Origin of the sequence: Vogesella alkaliphila (genome assembly GCF_014652475.1) — a bacterium.
Lineage (GTDB): Bacteria > Pseudomonadota > Gammaproteobacteria > Burkholderiales > Chromobacteriaceae > Vogesella > Vogesella alkaliphila.
In genome coordinates, this window is the sequence record NZ_BMYW01000013.1 from 55914 (window position 1) to 70090 (window position 14177).

Annotated in this window: 13 protein-coding genes; 4 read left to right on the forward strand and 9 right to left on the reverse strand. The window is 65.5% G+C overall.

Going from position 1 to position 14177, the window contains the following annotated elements:
- Window positions 1-12 precede the first annotated feature (12 nt).
- The 6 genes from atpB to mnmG all read right to left on the reverse strand — a co-directional run bounded on the left by atpB (window position 13) and on the right by mnmG (window position 5564).
- On the reverse strand, window positions 13-825 hold the full coding sequence (gene atpB, locus IE100_RS15315; protein WP_189375388.1) for a F0F1 ATP synthase subunit A: 813 nt from the start codon (window positions 823-825) through the stop codon (window positions 13-15).
- Window positions 826-835: 10 nt separating this feature from the next.
- Window positions 836-1339: an ATP synthase subunit I gene (locus IE100_RS15320; RefSeq protein ID WP_229800410.1), complete on the reverse strand. Its 504-nt coding sequence runs from the start codon at window positions 1337-1339 to the stop codon at window positions 836-838.
- Window positions 1290-2147 carry a ParB/RepB/Spo0J family partition protein gene (locus IE100_RS15325; protein WP_189375390.1) on the reverse strand — a complete coding sequence of 286 codons (858 nt, stop codon included), beginning with the start codon at window positions 2145-2147 and terminating at the stop codon, window positions 1290-1292. Before IE100_RS15325 ends, IE100_RS15320 begins: the two co-directional genes overlap by 50 nt.
- 2 nt (window positions 2148-2149) lie before the next feature.
- Window positions 2150-2941, reverse strand: coding sequence for a ParA family protein (locus tag IE100_RS15330; RefSeq protein ID WP_047968198.1), 792 nt, complete (start codon window positions 2939-2941; stop codon window positions 2150-2152).
- Window positions 2938-3564: a 16S rRNA (guanine(527)-N(7))-methyltransferase RsmG gene (gene rsmG, locus IE100_RS15335; protein WP_189375392.1), complete on the reverse strand. Its 627-nt coding sequence runs from the start codon at window positions 3562-3564 to the stop codon at window positions 2938-2940. The genes IE100_RS15330 and rsmG overlap by 4 nt, the downstream gene beginning before the upstream one ends.
- A 107-nt stretch (window positions 3565-3671) precedes the next feature.
- Complete coding sequence (mnmG, locus tag IE100_RS15340; RefSeq protein WP_189375393.1) at window positions 3672-5564, reverse strand: tRNA uridine-5-carboxymethylaminomethyl(34) synthesis enzyme MnmG; 1893 nt, start codon at window positions 5562-5564, stop codon at window positions 3672-3674.
- A gap of 271 nt (window positions 5565-5835) precedes the next feature.
- Here mnmG and IE100_RS15345 point away from each other — a divergent pair, with 271 nt between their 5' ends.
- The 3 genes from IE100_RS15345 to IE100_RS15355 all read left to right on the forward strand — a co-directional run bounded on the left by IE100_RS15345 (window position 5836) and on the right by IE100_RS15355 (window position 8321).
- Window positions 5836-6588 carry a GNAT family N-acetyltransferase gene (locus IE100_RS15345; protein ID WP_189375394.1) on the forward strand — a complete coding sequence of 251 codons (753 nt, stop codon included), beginning with the start codon at window positions 5836-5838 and terminating at the stop codon, window positions 6586-6588.
- Window positions 6589-6653: 65 nt separating this feature from the next.
- Window positions 6654-7355: a tRNA (N6-threonylcarbamoyladenosine(37)-N6)-methyltransferase TrmO gene (tsaA, locus tag IE100_RS15350; protein ID WP_189375395.1), complete on the forward strand. Its 702-nt coding sequence runs from the start codon at window positions 6654-6656 to the stop codon at window positions 7353-7355.
- Window positions 7356-7430: 75 nt separating this feature from the next.
- Complete coding sequence (locus IE100_RS15355; RefSeq protein WP_189375396.1) at window positions 7431-8321, forward strand: Tim44 domain-containing protein; 891 nt, start codon at window positions 7431-7433, stop codon at window positions 8319-8321.
- A gap of 140 nt (window positions 8322-8461) precedes the next feature.
- On the opposite strand, the gene IE100_RS15360 is transcribed toward IE100_RS15355, so the two are convergent.
- Both IE100_RS15360 and IE100_RS15365 read right to left on the reverse strand, forming a co-directional pair.
- Entirely contained in the window at window positions 8462-10378 is a 1917-nt protein-coding gene (locus IE100_RS15360) for a bifunctional diguanylate cyclase/phosphodiesterase (protein ID WP_189375397.1), read from the reverse strand.
- 11 nt (window positions 10379-10389) lie between these two features.
- Window positions 10390-11016, reverse strand: coding sequence for a transglutaminase-like cysteine peptidase (locus tag IE100_RS15365; RefSeq protein ID WP_189375398.1), 627 nt, complete (start codon window positions 11014-11016; stop codon window positions 10390-10392).
- A gap of 298 nt (window positions 11017-11314) precedes the next feature.
- Between IE100_RS15365 and IE100_RS15370 the strand changes: the two genes are divergently transcribed.
- Entirely contained in the window at window positions 11315-13123 is a 1809-nt protein-coding gene (locus tag IE100_RS15370) for a TolC family outer membrane protein (protein WP_189375427.1), read from the forward strand.
- A gap of 90 nt (window positions 13124-13213) precedes the next feature.
- On the opposite strand, the gene IE100_RS15375 is transcribed toward IE100_RS15370, so the two are convergent.
- Window positions 13214-13984 carry a TatD family hydrolase gene (locus IE100_RS15375; protein WP_189375399.1) on the reverse strand — a complete coding sequence of 257 codons (771 nt, stop codon included), beginning with the start codon at window positions 13982-13984 and terminating at the stop codon, window positions 13214-13216.
- Between the last annotated feature and the right edge of the window lie 193 nt (window positions 13985-14177).

A 14177-nucleotide genomic window follows, 5' to 3' on the forward strand; every position in this document is an offset into this window, starting at 1 on the left:
AAAATCGTTAAATCAGTGCTTCTCGACCGCGAGGCTGAGATACACGATGGTCAGCATCATGAACACGAAAGCCTGCAGGGTGATCACCAGGATGTGGAAGATCGCCCATGGCGCGCCCAGAATCCACTGGAACGCAACCGGCAGCAGTGCAATCAGGATGAAGATCAGTTCGCCGGAGTACATGTTACCGAACAAACGAAGTGCGAGAGAGATCGGCTTGGCGGCCAGTTCAACCAGCTGGAACGCGAAGTTGACCGGTGCCAAGATGATGGTCATCACCAGACCTTCGGCATGGAACGGTGCGGTGAACAGTTCCTTGGTCCAGCCGCCCAGGCCCTTGGCAGCGATGGAGAAACCGATGATGCACAGCATCACAGACAGTGACATCGCGAAAGTGGCGTTCACGTCGGCGGACGGTACCACGCGCAGGTAGACGTGAGCCGGGTCGGCACCGAAGAAGGTGTGACCGATCCACTGCGCCACCATCGGCAGCAGGTCAACCGGCAGCAGGTCCATGGTGTTCATCAGGAAAATCCAGCAGAAGATGGTCAGTGCCAGCGGGGCGATGACCTTGCTCTTGGCGTGGAAAATTTCTTTCACCTGAGTGTCGACCATCTCGACGATGGTTTCGACGAACATCTGCAAGCGGCCCGGGTTTTCCATCTTGGCGTTGCGTGCCACGGTGGCGAACACGGCCAGGAAAATGAAGCCGAGGATCAGCGATACCGAGAAGGTGTCGAGGTGCAGGGTCCAGAAGCCGCCTTCATGCGATGACTTCCAGAATGTCAGGTGATGCTGGATATATTCAGTTGCGTTGCTTGCCATTGCTTTGGTCTCAATTTTTGATCAGAAGCCCGAACCAGTACGCGGAAGTGGCGGCGATGAAGCCACCAAACAATCCCGGCACCGATAAATCCTTGAAAAACAAAAGCACACCACCAAATAGGAGCAGTGTCAGTATAAATTTTGCCGCGGCCGCGCGGTAATGACTGCGCATGATGGCCGCCGGATCGCCACGCTGCAGCGTACCGGCGATGCGGATGTACACCAGCGCCGGAATAATGGCGCACAAACCACCCAACAACACAGACATGGCGGCATTCAGTGGCGCATCGGCAGCCACCAGGCCAAGCAGCATGGCAAGCAGCGTCAGTCTGAGCTGGATGCGGACTACGCGTTTGGCGTCTGGATTAATCATGTCTGAATCGTAAAAAATCGGACGATTATAGGCTTGACGTGACGAAAGCGTCAACTTTGCTTCATTCCGCTGTTTATGGCCAAAATCCAGCTCACGACTTTGATTTTGCTTGCAGTTTTTCCAGCAGCCGGTCAAGTTCATCCAGATTTGCATACTCGATGATCAGCTTGCCGTTGCCGCGCGCCGCATTGCGCAAACTGACGCTCATGCCCAACTGCTCGGACAGCGTTTCCGCCAGCCGGCGCACGTCGGCATCCTGCCGTGCCGGCGCGGCCGGCTTGCGGCCAACCTTGGCCTCCTGCTGCTGCGCTTTCCGTTCCACCTCGCGCACGGTGAGGCCGTCGGCGGCGATCTGCTGCGCCAGGCTGATCTGCTCCAGCACCGGCAGCGGCAGCAGCGCACGGGCATGGCCCATTTCCAGGCGTCCGTCGTGCAGCATCTGCTGCACCGGCTCCGGCAGCGCCAAGAGGCGCAGCAGGTTGCTGACTGCGCTGCGCGAACGGCCGACCGCCTCGGCGGCGGCCTCGTGGGTGAGGGCAAACTCGTCGATCAGCCGCTTCAGGCCGCGCGCTTCCTCGATCGGGTCCAGCTCCTGACGCTGGATGTTCTCGATCAGGCCCATCGCCAGCGCCGCCTCGTCGGACACGCTGCGGATCACCGCCGGGATCTCGGCCAGACCGGCCTTGCGGCTGGCACGCCAGCGCCGCTCGCCGGCGATCAGCTCGTAGTCGCCGAGGCCGACCTCGCGCACCACCACCGGCTGGATCACGCCCTGGGCGCGGATCGAGGCCGTCAGCTCTTCCAGTGCGGCGTCGTCGATCTGGCTGCGCGGCTGGTACTTGCCGGGGCGGATGCGCTCGATCGCCAGCGCGGTCAGGCGGTCGTCAACGGATTCGACGGTGGAGAGCAGCGCGTCAAGACCGCGGCCCAGTCCTTTGAGTTTGGCCATCTTTATTGTTCTGCTGTGGTTGTTTGCGGTTCGAGACGGGCAGTCAGCTCCGCAGCGAGGGCGATGTACGCCTGGGCGCCGCGGGCATTGCGATCGTAGATCAGTGCCGGCAGGCCGTGACTGGGCGCCTCCGCCAGGCGGATGTTGCGCGGGATGACGGTATCGAACACCTTGTCGCCGAAGTGGCGCGCCAGCTGTTCCGACACCTGTTGCGACAGGTTGCTACGGGCATCAAACATGGTGCGCAGCAGGCCCATGATCTCGATTTTCGGATTGACCGCCAATCGCACCTTGCGCAGGGTGTTGACCAGGTCGGTCAGCCCTTCCAGCGCGTAGTATTCGCACACCATCGGGATCAGCACGCCCTGCGCCGCCACCAGCCCGTTCAGCGTCAGCAGGTTCAGCGACGGCGGACTGTCGATCAGGATGTAGTCGTAGTTGGCCGCCACCTGCTCCAGCGCGTTCTTCAGCCGCGCCTCGCGCGCCAACTCCTGCATCAGCTCGACCTCGGCCGCCGACAGGTCGCGATTGGCCGGCAGCACATCGTAGCCGCCCTGCTTCGCCGGCTGCACCACCTCGGCCACCTCGTGCTCGGCCAGCAGCACGTGGTAGACCGAGCGCGACAGCGCGCTCTTGTCGATACCGCTACCCATGGTGGCGTTGCCCTGCGGGTCGAGATCGACGATCAGCACCCGCCGCCCCTGCTCGGCCAGACTGGCCGCCAGGTTGACCACGGTGGTGGTTTTGCCGACGCCGCCCTTCTGGTTGGCGACCGCGATGATGCGTGCCGTCATTTGGCGACGACGCGCACGAGGTGACGCTCGGCGTCGAGACCGGGCACGGTGAGCGGCAGCACTTCGGACACCGCGAAGTCTTCCGGCAGCTGCGCAATTTCTTCGTACGGGTACACCCCCTTCATCGCCACGAACTGGCCGCCGTCGGCCAGCAGGTGCTTGGACAGCTTGACGAACTCGGCCAGCTCGGAGAAGGCACGGCTGGTGATGCGGTCGAACTTCTGCGCCGGCTGGTAGGCTTCGACGCGGTCGGTGATCACCTCCACGTTCGGCAGCTTCAGCTCAATCACCGCCTGGCGCAGGAAGGTGGTTTTCTTGTGGTTGGCGTCCAGCACCACGACCTGCAGGTCCGGGCGCGCAATCGCCGCCGGGATGCCGGGCATGCCGCCACCGGAGCCGACGTCGAGCAGGCGCGTGCCGCCGGCCAGGTGCGGCACCAGCGTCAGGCTGTCGAGCAGGTGGTAGCTGACCATGCGCTCTTCCTCGCGGATGGCGGTCAGGTTGTAGGTCTGGTTCCACTTGGCCAGCAGGCCCAGATAGCCCTCCAGCAGAGTGATCTGCTCCGGCGTCAGCTCCAGGCCGATTGCGGCCAACCCTTGGGTAAGTTCTGCGTGGTGCGTCATGATGAAGTTGGGCAATGATTGGAAACGAATAGCCCGATTGTAACGGGTATCAAAAACAAATGCGCCCCGAAGTCGGCACTCCGGAGCGCAGTGCAGCAATTTGGCGCTCAGGCGCCGTGACGGGCGTCGCTGAAGCCGCGCTTGAGGTGCACCAGCAGCAGCGCGATCGCCGCCGGGGTGATGCCCTGGATGCGCGAGGCCTGGCCCAGCGTCTCCGGACGATGCTGGTTGAGCTTCTGCGACACTTCCTTCGACAAGCCCTTCACCAGCGCGTAGTCGATGTCCAGCGGCAGCTTCACGTCGTCGAGCTGCTCGCGCTTGGCCACCTCCTCGTTCTGGCGGTCGATGTAGCCCTGGTACTTGACCTGGATCTCGACCTGCTCCGCCACCACCTCGTCGGCGACGCCCTCCCCCGCCTGCGACAGCGTCATCAGCTGGCGGTAGTTGACGTTCGGCCGCTTCAGCAAGTCGTGCAGGCTGTACTCGCGCGCCAGCTTCTGGCCGAACATCGCCTCGTCCTCACCCGGCTGCAGCTTGCCCGGGTGCACGTAGTGCGTGGCCAGGCGCTGCTTTTCCGCCTCCACCGCGTCGCGCTTGCGGCAGAAGGCGTCCCACTGCGCGTCACCGACCAGCCCCAGCTTGCGGCCAACTTCGGTCAGGCGCAGGTCGGCGTTGTCCTCGCGCAGCTGCAGGCGGAATTCGGCACGGCTGGTGAACATGCGGTACGGCTCGGACACGCCCATGGTGGACAGGTCGTCGACCAGCACGCCCAGGTAGGCCTCGTCGCGGCGCGGGCACCAGCCTTCCTGTTCGCGGGCGAAGAGGCCGGCGTTGAGGCCGGCGAGCAGACCCTGTGCCGCCGCTTCCTCGTAGCCGGTGGTGCCGTTGATCTGGCCGGCGAAGAACAGGCCGTGGATGGCCTTGGTCTCCAGCGTCGACTTCAGTCCGCGCGGGTCGAAGTAGTCGTACTCGATGGCGTAGCCGGGGCGCAGGATGTGCGCGTTTTCCAGACCGGGAATGGAGCGCACCGCCGCCAGCTGGATGTCGAACGGCAGGCTGGTGGAAATCCCGTTCGGATAGTATTCGTGGGTGGTCAGGCCTTCCGGCTCCAGGAAGATCTGGTGGCTGTCCTTGTCGGCGAAGCGGTTGATCTTGTCCTCGATCGACGGGCAGTAGCGCGGGCCGACGCCTTCGATCACGCCGGTGAACATCGGGCTGCGCGCAAAACCGCTGCGGATGATGTCGTGGGTGCGCTCGTTGGTGTGGGTGATCCAGCACGGCAGCTGCTTCGGGTGCAGCGCGCGGCTGCCGCGATAGGAGAACACCGGCTCCGGGGTGTCGCCCGGCTGCGCTTCCATCACGCTGAAGTCGATGCTGCGGCCGTCGATGCGCGGCGGGGTGCCGGTCTTCAGGCGGCCCACCGGCAGGCTCAGCTCGCGCAGGCGTTCGCCCAGCGTCGACGCCGCGGCATCGCCGGCGCGGCCGCCGCTATAGTTTTCCAGCCCGACGTGGATCTTGCCGGACAGGAAGGTGCCGGCGGTGAGCACCACGCTCTTGCCGCGGAAGGTGATGCCGATGGCGGTGATGGCACCGGCGACGCGGTCGCCCTCGATCAGGAGGTCGTCCACCGGCTGCTGGAATAGCGTCAGGTTGGGCTGGTTTTCCAGCATCTCGCGGATGGCGGCCTTGTACAGCACGCGGTCGGCCTGGGCGCGGGTGGCGCGCACCGCCGGCCCCTTGGAGGCGTTCAGGGTGCGGAACTGGATGCCGCCGATGTCGGTGGCCAGCGCCATGGCGCCGCCGAGCGCGTCCACTTCCTTGACCAGATGACCCTTGCCGATGCCGCCGATCGACGGGTTGCACGACATCTGCCCCAGCGTCTCGATATTGTGGGTCAGCAGCAAGGTGCTGCAGCCCATGCGCGCGGCCGCCAGCGCGGCTTCGGTACCGGCATGGCCGCCGCCCACCACGATCACGTCAAAGGTCGTCGGATAAATCATGAAATGCCCGCCTGCTCAATTAAGACTGCGAGCCGTTGCCGCCGTGCCGGCCATCGCTAAAGCTTGGCCGCAACCGGCAGCACCTGCCCGGCTAATGGAAAGAACCGGACATTGTAACCGAAATCCGCCACCGAGGTTAAGTCCTTGATTTTCATCACCCTGACTGTCATCAGGGTTTCATCGTCCGGTCACCCGTCGTTCATGGTCTGGACACGGCGCTGTCAGAATCGCCGTTTAGCATGCAGCCATCGACCCCGCACAGGAATGCAGCATGCAATTGAGCGAACAACTGGCGGTCAGCACCGCCCCCCGGCTGAGCGTGCGACTGGCGCGCAGCGACAAGGACATCCGCCGTGCGCAGAAGCTGCGCTACCAGGTGTTTGCCACCGAGATGGGGGCGCAGCTGGCCTCCGCCGCCGAAGGCATCGACCGTGACGACTACGACGCCCACTGCGACCACCTGCTGGTGGAGGACAACCTCAGCGGTAAGGTGGTCGGCACCTACCGCATGCTGCCGCCGCACCGGGCGCGGCAGCTGCCGCAGCTGTATTCCGAGCACGAATTCGAGCTGTCGCGGCTGGCCGGCATCCGCGACCACGTGATCGAGGTCGGCCGCTCCTGCGTGCACAAGGACTACCGCCGCGGGGCGGTGATCGCCATGCTGTGGGCTGGCCTCGCCGACTACGTGCGGCAGCAGGGTGGCCAGTACCTGGCCGGTTGCGCCAGTGTCAGCCTCGTCGACGGCGGCCATCAGGCGGTCAGCCTCTACCGCCAGCTGGAGGGCAAGCATCTGGCGCCGGTGGAGTGGCGGGTGACGCCGCACCTGCCCCTGCCGCTGCACCGGGTACAGGACGACGCCGCGCCGGCACCGCTGCCGCCGCTGATCAAGGGCTACCTGCGCGCCGGCGCCTGGGTGTGCGGCGAGCCGGCGTGGGACCCGGATTTCAACTGCGCCGACTTCTTCATGCTGCTGCCGATGAACCGGCTGGACCTGCGCCACCAGAAGCACTTCGCCGCCGGCTGAGGCGTGACGCAAGGTTGGCCGCAAGCCGCTGCGGCCAACCTTGACCGCGCTGCTACAATCGCGGGATGGAATATTCGGTCACCCCCGTCGGCATCATCCACTCGCCGTACCAGGAAAAATTCGGCATCCCGCGCCAGCCGGCGCTGGCCCCGTCCGCTCCGGTCACGCTGGAACTGCTGCCGCCTTACAACCAGCCCGACTGCGTGCGCGGGCTGGAAGACTTCTCCCACGTGTGGCTGACCTTCGTGTTTCACGACACGCTGGCGCGCGGCTGGCAGCCGCTGGTGCGCCCGCCGCGGCTGGGCGGCAACAGCAAGGTCGGCGTGTTCGCCAGCCGCGCCACCCACCGTCCCAACGGCCTCGGGCTGTCACTGGTGGCACTGCAGGGCATCGACACCCGCCACGGCGTCACCCTACAGCTGGCCGGTGCCGACCTGCTCGACGGCACGCCGGTGCTGGACATCAAGCCCTACATCCCGTTCGTGGAAGCCAAGCCCGACGCCCGCGGCGGCTTCGTCGACGGCCCGCCGCCGCAGCTGACGGTGCGCTGGGACGAGACGGCACGCGCGCAGCTGCAAGCTTGGCCGCAAGCCCCGGCGTGGCTACCACAGCTGATAGCAGAGGTGCTGGCACAGGACCCGCGCCCCGCCTATCAGGACGACCCGCAGCGGCGCTACGGCATGCGGCTGGCCGGCTGCAACATCGTATTCAGCATTGCCGATAATGTGGCGACGGTACTTGAAATAAACCCACCCACCCAGAACTAACCCACTCGGCACCCGGTCGAACTGCGTCCGGACCCTCCGAACACGGATGTGCCGTTTACACTGGAGATTGACAACATGACTTCCCGAGCGAAGACCGCTTTGCTGGCCCTCTCACTCATTAGCGTACTGGCGGCGCCATTTGCCGACGCCGCGCGACTGGGGAAAGGCCGTAGTGCCGGCATGCAGCGTGCCACCCCGACCCAAAGTTACCAGCAACCTAGCGCCGCCCCGGCCCAGCCTGCCGCACCGATGGCACCGGCCGCCGCCGGCCAGCAAAAAGGTTCCGGCATCGGTGGCATGCTGGCCGCCGGCGCCGTCGGCGCCGCCGCCGGCTACATGCTGAGCTCCGCCTTTGGCGGCGATGGCGATTTCCCGTGGCTGGGCATCCTGGCAGGCGGCCTCGGCGGTCTCGCCCTGCTGTCCTTCCTGCGCAACCGCGCCGCCCGCCAGCGCCAGCAGGCACCACGTCCGATGTCGGTACCGAACGCCAGCCGCTTCGAACCGGCCGCTGCCGGCCCCAACGGCGCCATTCCGCCTATCGGCTCCGGCATGCAGCCGCAAGGTGGCAGCGGGCTGACCCCGCCACCGGTCAGCCTGCAGCGCCTGCCGGACGGTACCGAGATCCCGCACTTCCTGCGCCAGGCCAAGGCCACCTTCCTGCACCTGCAGAACCTGAACTCGGCGGAAAGCCTGGAAGAGGTGCGCAAGTACATGACGCCGGAGCTGTTCAACGCGCTGCGTGACGACATCAGCGGCAACACCGAAGCGGCCGACTTCCCGCAGCTGGACTGCACCGTGATCGAAGCCGTCAACGAAGGCGGCCGCATGATCGCCAGCGTCCGCTTCAGCGGCACCGTCAGCGAAAGCGTCGGCACCGCGCCGGTACCGTTCAGCGAGGTGTGGCACTACGTGAAGGACGACAGCAACAGCGCCAAGTGGCTGATCGCCGGCATCCAGCAGCTCTGATCCGGCTCTGCCGCACACCATGCAAAACGCCGCCCCATCGGGCGGCGTTTTTCGTGGGGCGCCGGTGAAAACCCGGTCGCCGGACCTTGCGGCCAACCTTACCGCATGTCCGGCCACAGGCGAGGTGACAGGCGCGACCGTCAGCGGATCGCCGGGCCGGTGACGCCGTCAAAGCCCAGTTCGAACAGCATCCGCTGTTCCGGCTCCTGCTTCACCCCTTCGGCGATCACGCCGAGGCCGATATTGTGCGCGATATTGCACACCCCCTTCAGGAACACCTGGTTGCCGGCGTGCTGGTGGATGTCCTGCACGAAGCTGCCGTCGACCTTCAGGTAGTCGATACCCAGGTCGTGCAGCTGGCCGATCAGGCTGAACTGGCGGCCAAAGTGCTCGATACCCAACTTGCACGGCAGCTCGCCCAGCGCCAGGCACAGCGCGCGGAACGCGTCGAAGCGCGGCAGGATGCCGGCCTCCGGCATCTCCAACCACAGCCGCGCGGCGCTGTGGCCGTGCTCGCGGATCTGCGCCACCAGCTGGCGCTGGAAGTGCTCGCTGGCCAGCGACTCTGCCGCCAGGTTGACGGCGATGCCGGGACAGTCCGGCTCGGCCGCCAGCTGCCGCAGCGCCATCGCCACCGCCGCCAGATCCAGCCCCGCCACGCGCCGGGTACGGATCGCCATCGGCATGAACTGGCCGGCCGGCAGCCACGCCTCGCCTTGGCGCAGGCGCAGCGGCGCCTCCTCGTGCAGCAGCGCGCCGTGGCGGTCGCGCACCGCAAAGCGCACCAGACGCAGGTCGTCGCCTTCCTGCAGCGCCTGATCGAGCATGCCCCCCCACACCTCCGCGGTCGGCGCCGGCGGCTTGTCGACGTTGCTGCCGGCCATCTCGATGCGCACGCCGGCGGCAAACTCGGACTGTGCCAGCGCCTGGTCCAGCCGCGACATGATGTCGCGCACGGTGTCGCCGTCGCGCAGGTCGGTCGCCGCCATCGCCAGCGCGACCGGCTGCGCGGCAAAGCTGCTCAGCAGCGCGTGCAGCTCGTCGTGCAGCTGCTGCAGGCTGGCGGCCTCGGCCTGGCTCGCCGGCAACAGCAGCGCGAAATCGGCGCCGTTGAGGCGCCCGGCCTGACTGTCGACACCAAAGCGCTGCGGGTCGCGCAGCACGGCGCCGAACTGGCCCAGCATCTCGTCGGTCAGCGGCCGGCCCAGCTTGCTGTTGATGTCGGCCAGCGCCTCGATGCGCATCAGCAGCAGCACGCCGCGCTCGTCCTCGCGCTCCTGCAGGTCGGCGCCGAGACGGCCCATGAAGAACTGGCGGTTGGCCAGCCCGGTGACGCTGTCGAAGTTCACCTGGCGGCGCAGCACCTCCAGCCGCGCGGCCTCCTCCTCGAACATCACCTTCACGCGGATCACCATCGCATTCATCGCCTGCGCCAGCCGCCCCATTTCCGGGCCCGGCGGTTCGGGGATGGTGACGAAACGGCGCTGGGTAATCGCCTTGGCCTGATTGACCACGCCCAGCAGTTGCTTGCGGATGGTATTGACGCCGAAGGAACCGATGGCGCCCACCACCAGCCCGGCGATCAGCACCCAGAACGATACCTGCAGCGCCCCCTCCCACAGCGAGGCGTAGGCGTAGCCGGCCTCGCTCTCCACCTCGATGGTGCCGGCCTGCATCCAGCCGCTGCTGACCATCGCCCGCGCCGGCGTCGGCGCCAGGGTGAAGATGTTGCGGAACCACGCCGGCGCGCTGCCGGACTGGTAGGCATTGACGCGCTGCACCCGCGGCTTGCCGTCGGCACCGATCCAGGAAATGCGACGGAAGTGGCCCTGATCGAAGGCGGCGTTGATCAGAGTCTCGCCCATCGCCGGATCGGCCTGGTTCTGGGTGATCAGCAACGCCAGCGAGTTGGCCGCATCGGCACTCTGCGCCGCCAGCTGCTGCTGCAGGTAGTTGCGGGCGTTGAACAGGTTGGCGGTCAGGCTGCCCGCCGCCGCCAGCACCACCGCCGCCACCACCAGAAACCAGAGCTGTTGAATCAGGGAAACGCGTTTCATCGGTGCCGCTTTCAGGTAATAAAGCCTTCGGCCTTCATTTTGTCGATCAACTGTCGCCAGCGGGTCAGCCGGTCGACACTGGAATTGGGGGCCGCGCCCGCGCCGACCCAGATGCCGTCGGCGTTGAAGCTGAACACCGGCTGCAAGTCGCCGCGCTGCGAGGCCGGCTTGATGCTGGAAATCAGGTTGTCCAGCACCAGCGGCTCGGCGGTCGGCTCGGCATAGTATGCCAGCACCATGTGCGCCTGGGTAATGGGGCTGGCCGGGCCGCCGATACGGGCACGGACATAGATCATGCGCAGTTTCTGCGGCGCCACGCCCAGCTCGCGCAGGGTGAAGTACTTGGCCAGCGCAAAGTCCTCGCAGTCACCGGCGCCCTTGGCCATGCTTTCCAGCGGCGTCGCCCAGTAGTCGGCCTGCCGCCACAACTCCGGATCTTCAATGTATTTCAACTTCTGATTAAAGAATTGATTTACACTCTGTATCCGGTTGATCTCATTGCTATCGCGACGCAGTTGCAACAGCAATTGCTGCCAGTCGCGGTAAACACGCAGCGCCTGCCCGCCGTACAGCTGCTGCACCCGCTCCGCGCTCAGCTCCGCCAGCACCAACCCGGCCAGTGCCAGCAGCAAAGGCATGGCCAGCAAGGCTTTCCCCCAACACCGGGACAGCGTCGCCGCGCAGACTGTGATCTTGTGAATGGAACTGTTGCCAAGCATGCGGGCCGTGACCTGTATGGAAATCCGCCTATCTATATCGTCAATGGTGAACTATCTTTCCCTTGACACTGCTTAAATCACTTCCGACAATACATTGTCTTAAGTTGATGTTTAAATTACTTGCAACTGTCCGATTAATAATTACTGGCATGTCGAGGCTATCATGAACTTCCGCCGCAACCACCTCTACGGTTGTACCCTGGCCGCATTATTGACCATGGTTATCCCTTCCGCATCCTTTGCGCTCGAATTAAAGGATGCCATCACGCAAACGGTGCAAAACAACGCGGAAGTCGGCATGAAGTGGTACAACTTCCGCGCTACCGCGGAAGAGAAGGGCGTCGCCAGCGCCGGCTTCTTCCCGACCGTCGACCTCAGCTACAACACCGGTCGCGAGCGCCTGCGCGAGCCGCAGACCGACGGCTCTGTCGTCAGCCGTTCGTTCAACCGCCACGGCTACACCGCCACGCTGAACCAGAACCTGTTCCAGGGTTTCATGACCGTGAACCAGGTCAAGCAGATGGACTATACCAGCCGCGCCCGCTATTTCGAGTACCTGGCCGCCACCGAACAGCAGGGTCTGGAAGCGTCGCGCGCCTTCATCGACGTGGTGCGCTACAGCAAGCTGGTCGAGATCGCCGAAGACAACTACGCCATCCACAAGGGCATCTACGAACAGATCCTGCAGCGCGTGACGCAGGGCGTCGGCCGCCGCGTGGACCTGGAACAGATCAATGGCCGTCTCGGCCTGGCCGAATCCAACCTGATCAACGAGATCTCCAACCTGCACGATGTCTCGGCACGTTACGCCCGCATCATCGGTGCGGCACCGCCGGCCGAGCTGAAACTGCCGGTGCTGGACCTGAGCCTGCTGCCGGCCGGCGACCAGCTGATGCCGCTGGCGGACAAGCACAACCCGATGCTGCTGGCTGCCCGTTCCTTTTACCGCGCGGCCGAAGCGGATGTCCGCGTCCGTCGCGGCGCCTTCTCGCCGACACTGGACCTGCGCGCCACCAAGGATGTCACCAATAACGAGGACGGCATCAGCGGCCGCAATTCGCAGCAGGCCGTGGAACTGGTGCTGAACATGAACCTGTTCCGTGGCGGCGCCGACCGCGCCCGTCTGGCCTCCTCCGCCGAGCGCCAGAGCGAAGCCGAGGCACTGGGCATCAAGGCCTGCCGCGACATGCGCCAGCAGGTCAGCATCGCCTACAACGACGTATCGAAGCTGAGCAGCCAGCTCGACGCGCTACGCCAGCACCAGCTGTCTACCGAAAAGGCGCGCGACGCCTATCGCCGCCAGTTCGACATCGGCCAGCGCACCCTGCTCGACCTGCTGGACAGCGAAAACGAGCTGTTCGACGCCCGCCGCGAGCTGCTCAATGCCGAACTGAACCAGCAGCTGGCGATCTACCGCGTGCTGGGCGAATCCGGCCGCCTGCTGGAGGTGCTGCAGATCAAGCCGCAGGACAGCTCGCTGGCCAGCGTCGACGACCTGACCGTGCCGGCCTGCCCGTCCGACTACACCCCGGCCTCGCCGCTGGACAAGAGCAAGATCGCCGCCAAGTCCTTCACCGACGACACCATCGTCGCCAAGACCACCCCGTCGGCCATCGAGCGCAATGTCTCGGTGAACGTGCAGGTCCAGTTTGACCTGGATTCGGCGCGCATCCGTCCGGAAAGCAATGCGACCCTGGACCAGCTGGCCAGCACCCTGCTGATGCCGGAACTGGGCAGCAAGCGCTTCGTGGTCGAAGGCCACACCGACACCACCGGTGGCGCCAGCCACAACCTGCCGCTGTCGCAGCGCCGCGCCGCCGCGGTACGCGACTACCTGATCACCAAGGGGGTGCCGGCGGACCGTCTGGACAGCGTCGGTTACGGCAGCAGCAAGCTGCTGCCTAACCTGGCCCCGACCGATCCGAGCCACCGCCGCGTGGTGGTGACCTTCCAGGAACAGGCGCCGATGGGTGCGGTGAAGCCGAAGGCCGCCGTCAAGCGTCGCGTCGCCAAGCCGAAACCATAAGTAATAAGTAAGGTAGTACGCCCAACGCAAAGTGGCCGGTTCATCCGGCCACTTTTTTTACGTCCGCCGCACGGGCGGTCGACGCAGGCGCTACGGGACCCGCATGGCCGGGAACACCCGCGCCGCATTCGCCGCCGTCGCGGCGGCGATATCGGCCAGCGGCACGCCGCGTAGCGCGGCCAGCACCGCGGCAATACGGGGCAGATTGTCCGGCGTGTTCGGCACCGCCGGTGCCCACTCCGGCGGGATGTCCGGACCGTCGGTCTCCAGCACGATCGCCGACAGCGGCAGCGTTGCGGCCAACCTGCGGATGCGTTGCGAGCCCTGGTAGGTCATCGCGCCGCCAAAACCGAGGCAGAAACCCAGCTCGATGAAGGCATTCGCCTGCTGGACGCTGCCGTTGAACGCGTGCACCACGCCGCCGGGCACCTTGTGCTGGCGCAGGTATTTGAGGATGCGGTCGTGCGAGCGGCGCGCGTGCAGGATCACCGGCAGCTCGAAGCGGCGCGCCAGCTTCAGTTGTGCCTGCAGCCAGTATTCCTGCTGCTGCGGATCCAGCCCCGGCACAAAGAAATCCAGCCCGCACTCGCCGACCGCGACCGGACGCTGCCGCGCCAGGTAGTCGGTCAGCAGTGCCAGATGCTCGTCCCGATGCTGCACCAGATACAGAGGATGCAGGCCGAAGGCGACATCGACGCCGAACTGTTCCCGCATCGCCAGCACCTCGTCGAAGGTGTCCGCCATCACCGCCGGCACGATGGCATGGCTGACGCCGCCGGCGCGCGCCTGTTGCCACAGCTGCGCACGGTTGGCCGCAAACTCCGCCGCATCCAGATGCAAGTGGGTATCGACAAGTGACATGGGGAATCCTGTTCCGGATGGATAAGCACGCCGCCGCGGCGACGTCCGCAGCGGGACGTGCAGCCGCGTGGCCTCATCGGGGCGGGCAATCCGCACCCTGAGCTGTGTTTATAGCCGACCGTAAGCGGCCACATACTGGAGAAGGCCAGTACAGCGCGGCGAAAAGCGGACAACAAAAAACCCGCAGAGCCTT

Bases quoted from the DNA above. Each gene is read 5' to 3' on its own strand.
- atpB (WP_189375388.1), bottom strand. From the start codon at position 825: ATGGCAAGCAACGCAACTGAATATATCCAGCATCACCTGACATTCTGG.
- IE100_RS15320 (WP_229800410.1), bottom strand. From the start codon at position 1,339: ATGAACTTGACCGGCTGCTGGAAAAACTGCAAGCAAAATCAAAGTCGT.
- IE100_RS15325 (WP_189375390.1), bottom strand. From the start codon at position 2,147: ATGGCCAAACTCAAAGGACTGGGCCGCGGTCTTGACGCGCTGCTCTCC.
- IE100_RS15330 (WP_047968198.1), bottom strand. From the start codon at position 2,941: ATGACGGCACGCATCATCGCGGTCGCCAACCAGAAGGGCGGCGTCGGC.
- rsmG (WP_189375392.1), bottom strand. From the start codon at position 3,564: ATGACGCACCACGCAGAACTTACCCAAGGGTTGGCCGCAATCGGCCTG.
- mnmG (WP_189375393.1), bottom strand. From the start codon at position 5,564: ATGATTTATCCGACGACCTTTGACGTGATCGTGGTGGGCGGCGGCCAT.
- IE100_RS15345 (WP_189375394.1), top strand. From the start codon at position 5,836: ATGCAATTGAGCGAACAACTGGCGGTCAGCACCGCCCCCCGGCTGAGC.
- tsaA (WP_189375395.1), top strand. From the start codon at position 6,654: ATGGAATATTCGGTCACCCCCGTCGGCATCATCCACTCGCCGTACCAG.
- IE100_RS15355 (WP_189375396.1), top strand. From the start codon at position 7,431: ATGACTTCCCGAGCGAAGACCGCTTTGCTGGCCCTCTCACTCATTAGC.
- IE100_RS15360 (WP_189375397.1), bottom strand. From the start codon at position 10,378: ATGAAACGCGTTTCCCTGATTCAACAGCTCTGGTTTCTGGTGGTGGCG.
- IE100_RS15365 (WP_189375398.1), bottom strand. From the start codon at position 11,016: ATGCCTTTGCTGCTGGCACTGGCCGGGTTGGTGCTGGCGGAGCTGAGC.
- IE100_RS15370 (WP_189375427.1), top strand. From the start codon at position 11,315: ATGGTTATCCCTTCCGCATCCTTTGCGCTCGAATTAAAGGATGCCATC.
- IE100_RS15375 (WP_189375399.1), bottom strand. From the start codon at position 13,984: ATGTCACTTGTCGATACCCACTTGCATCTGGATGCGGCGGAGTTTGCG.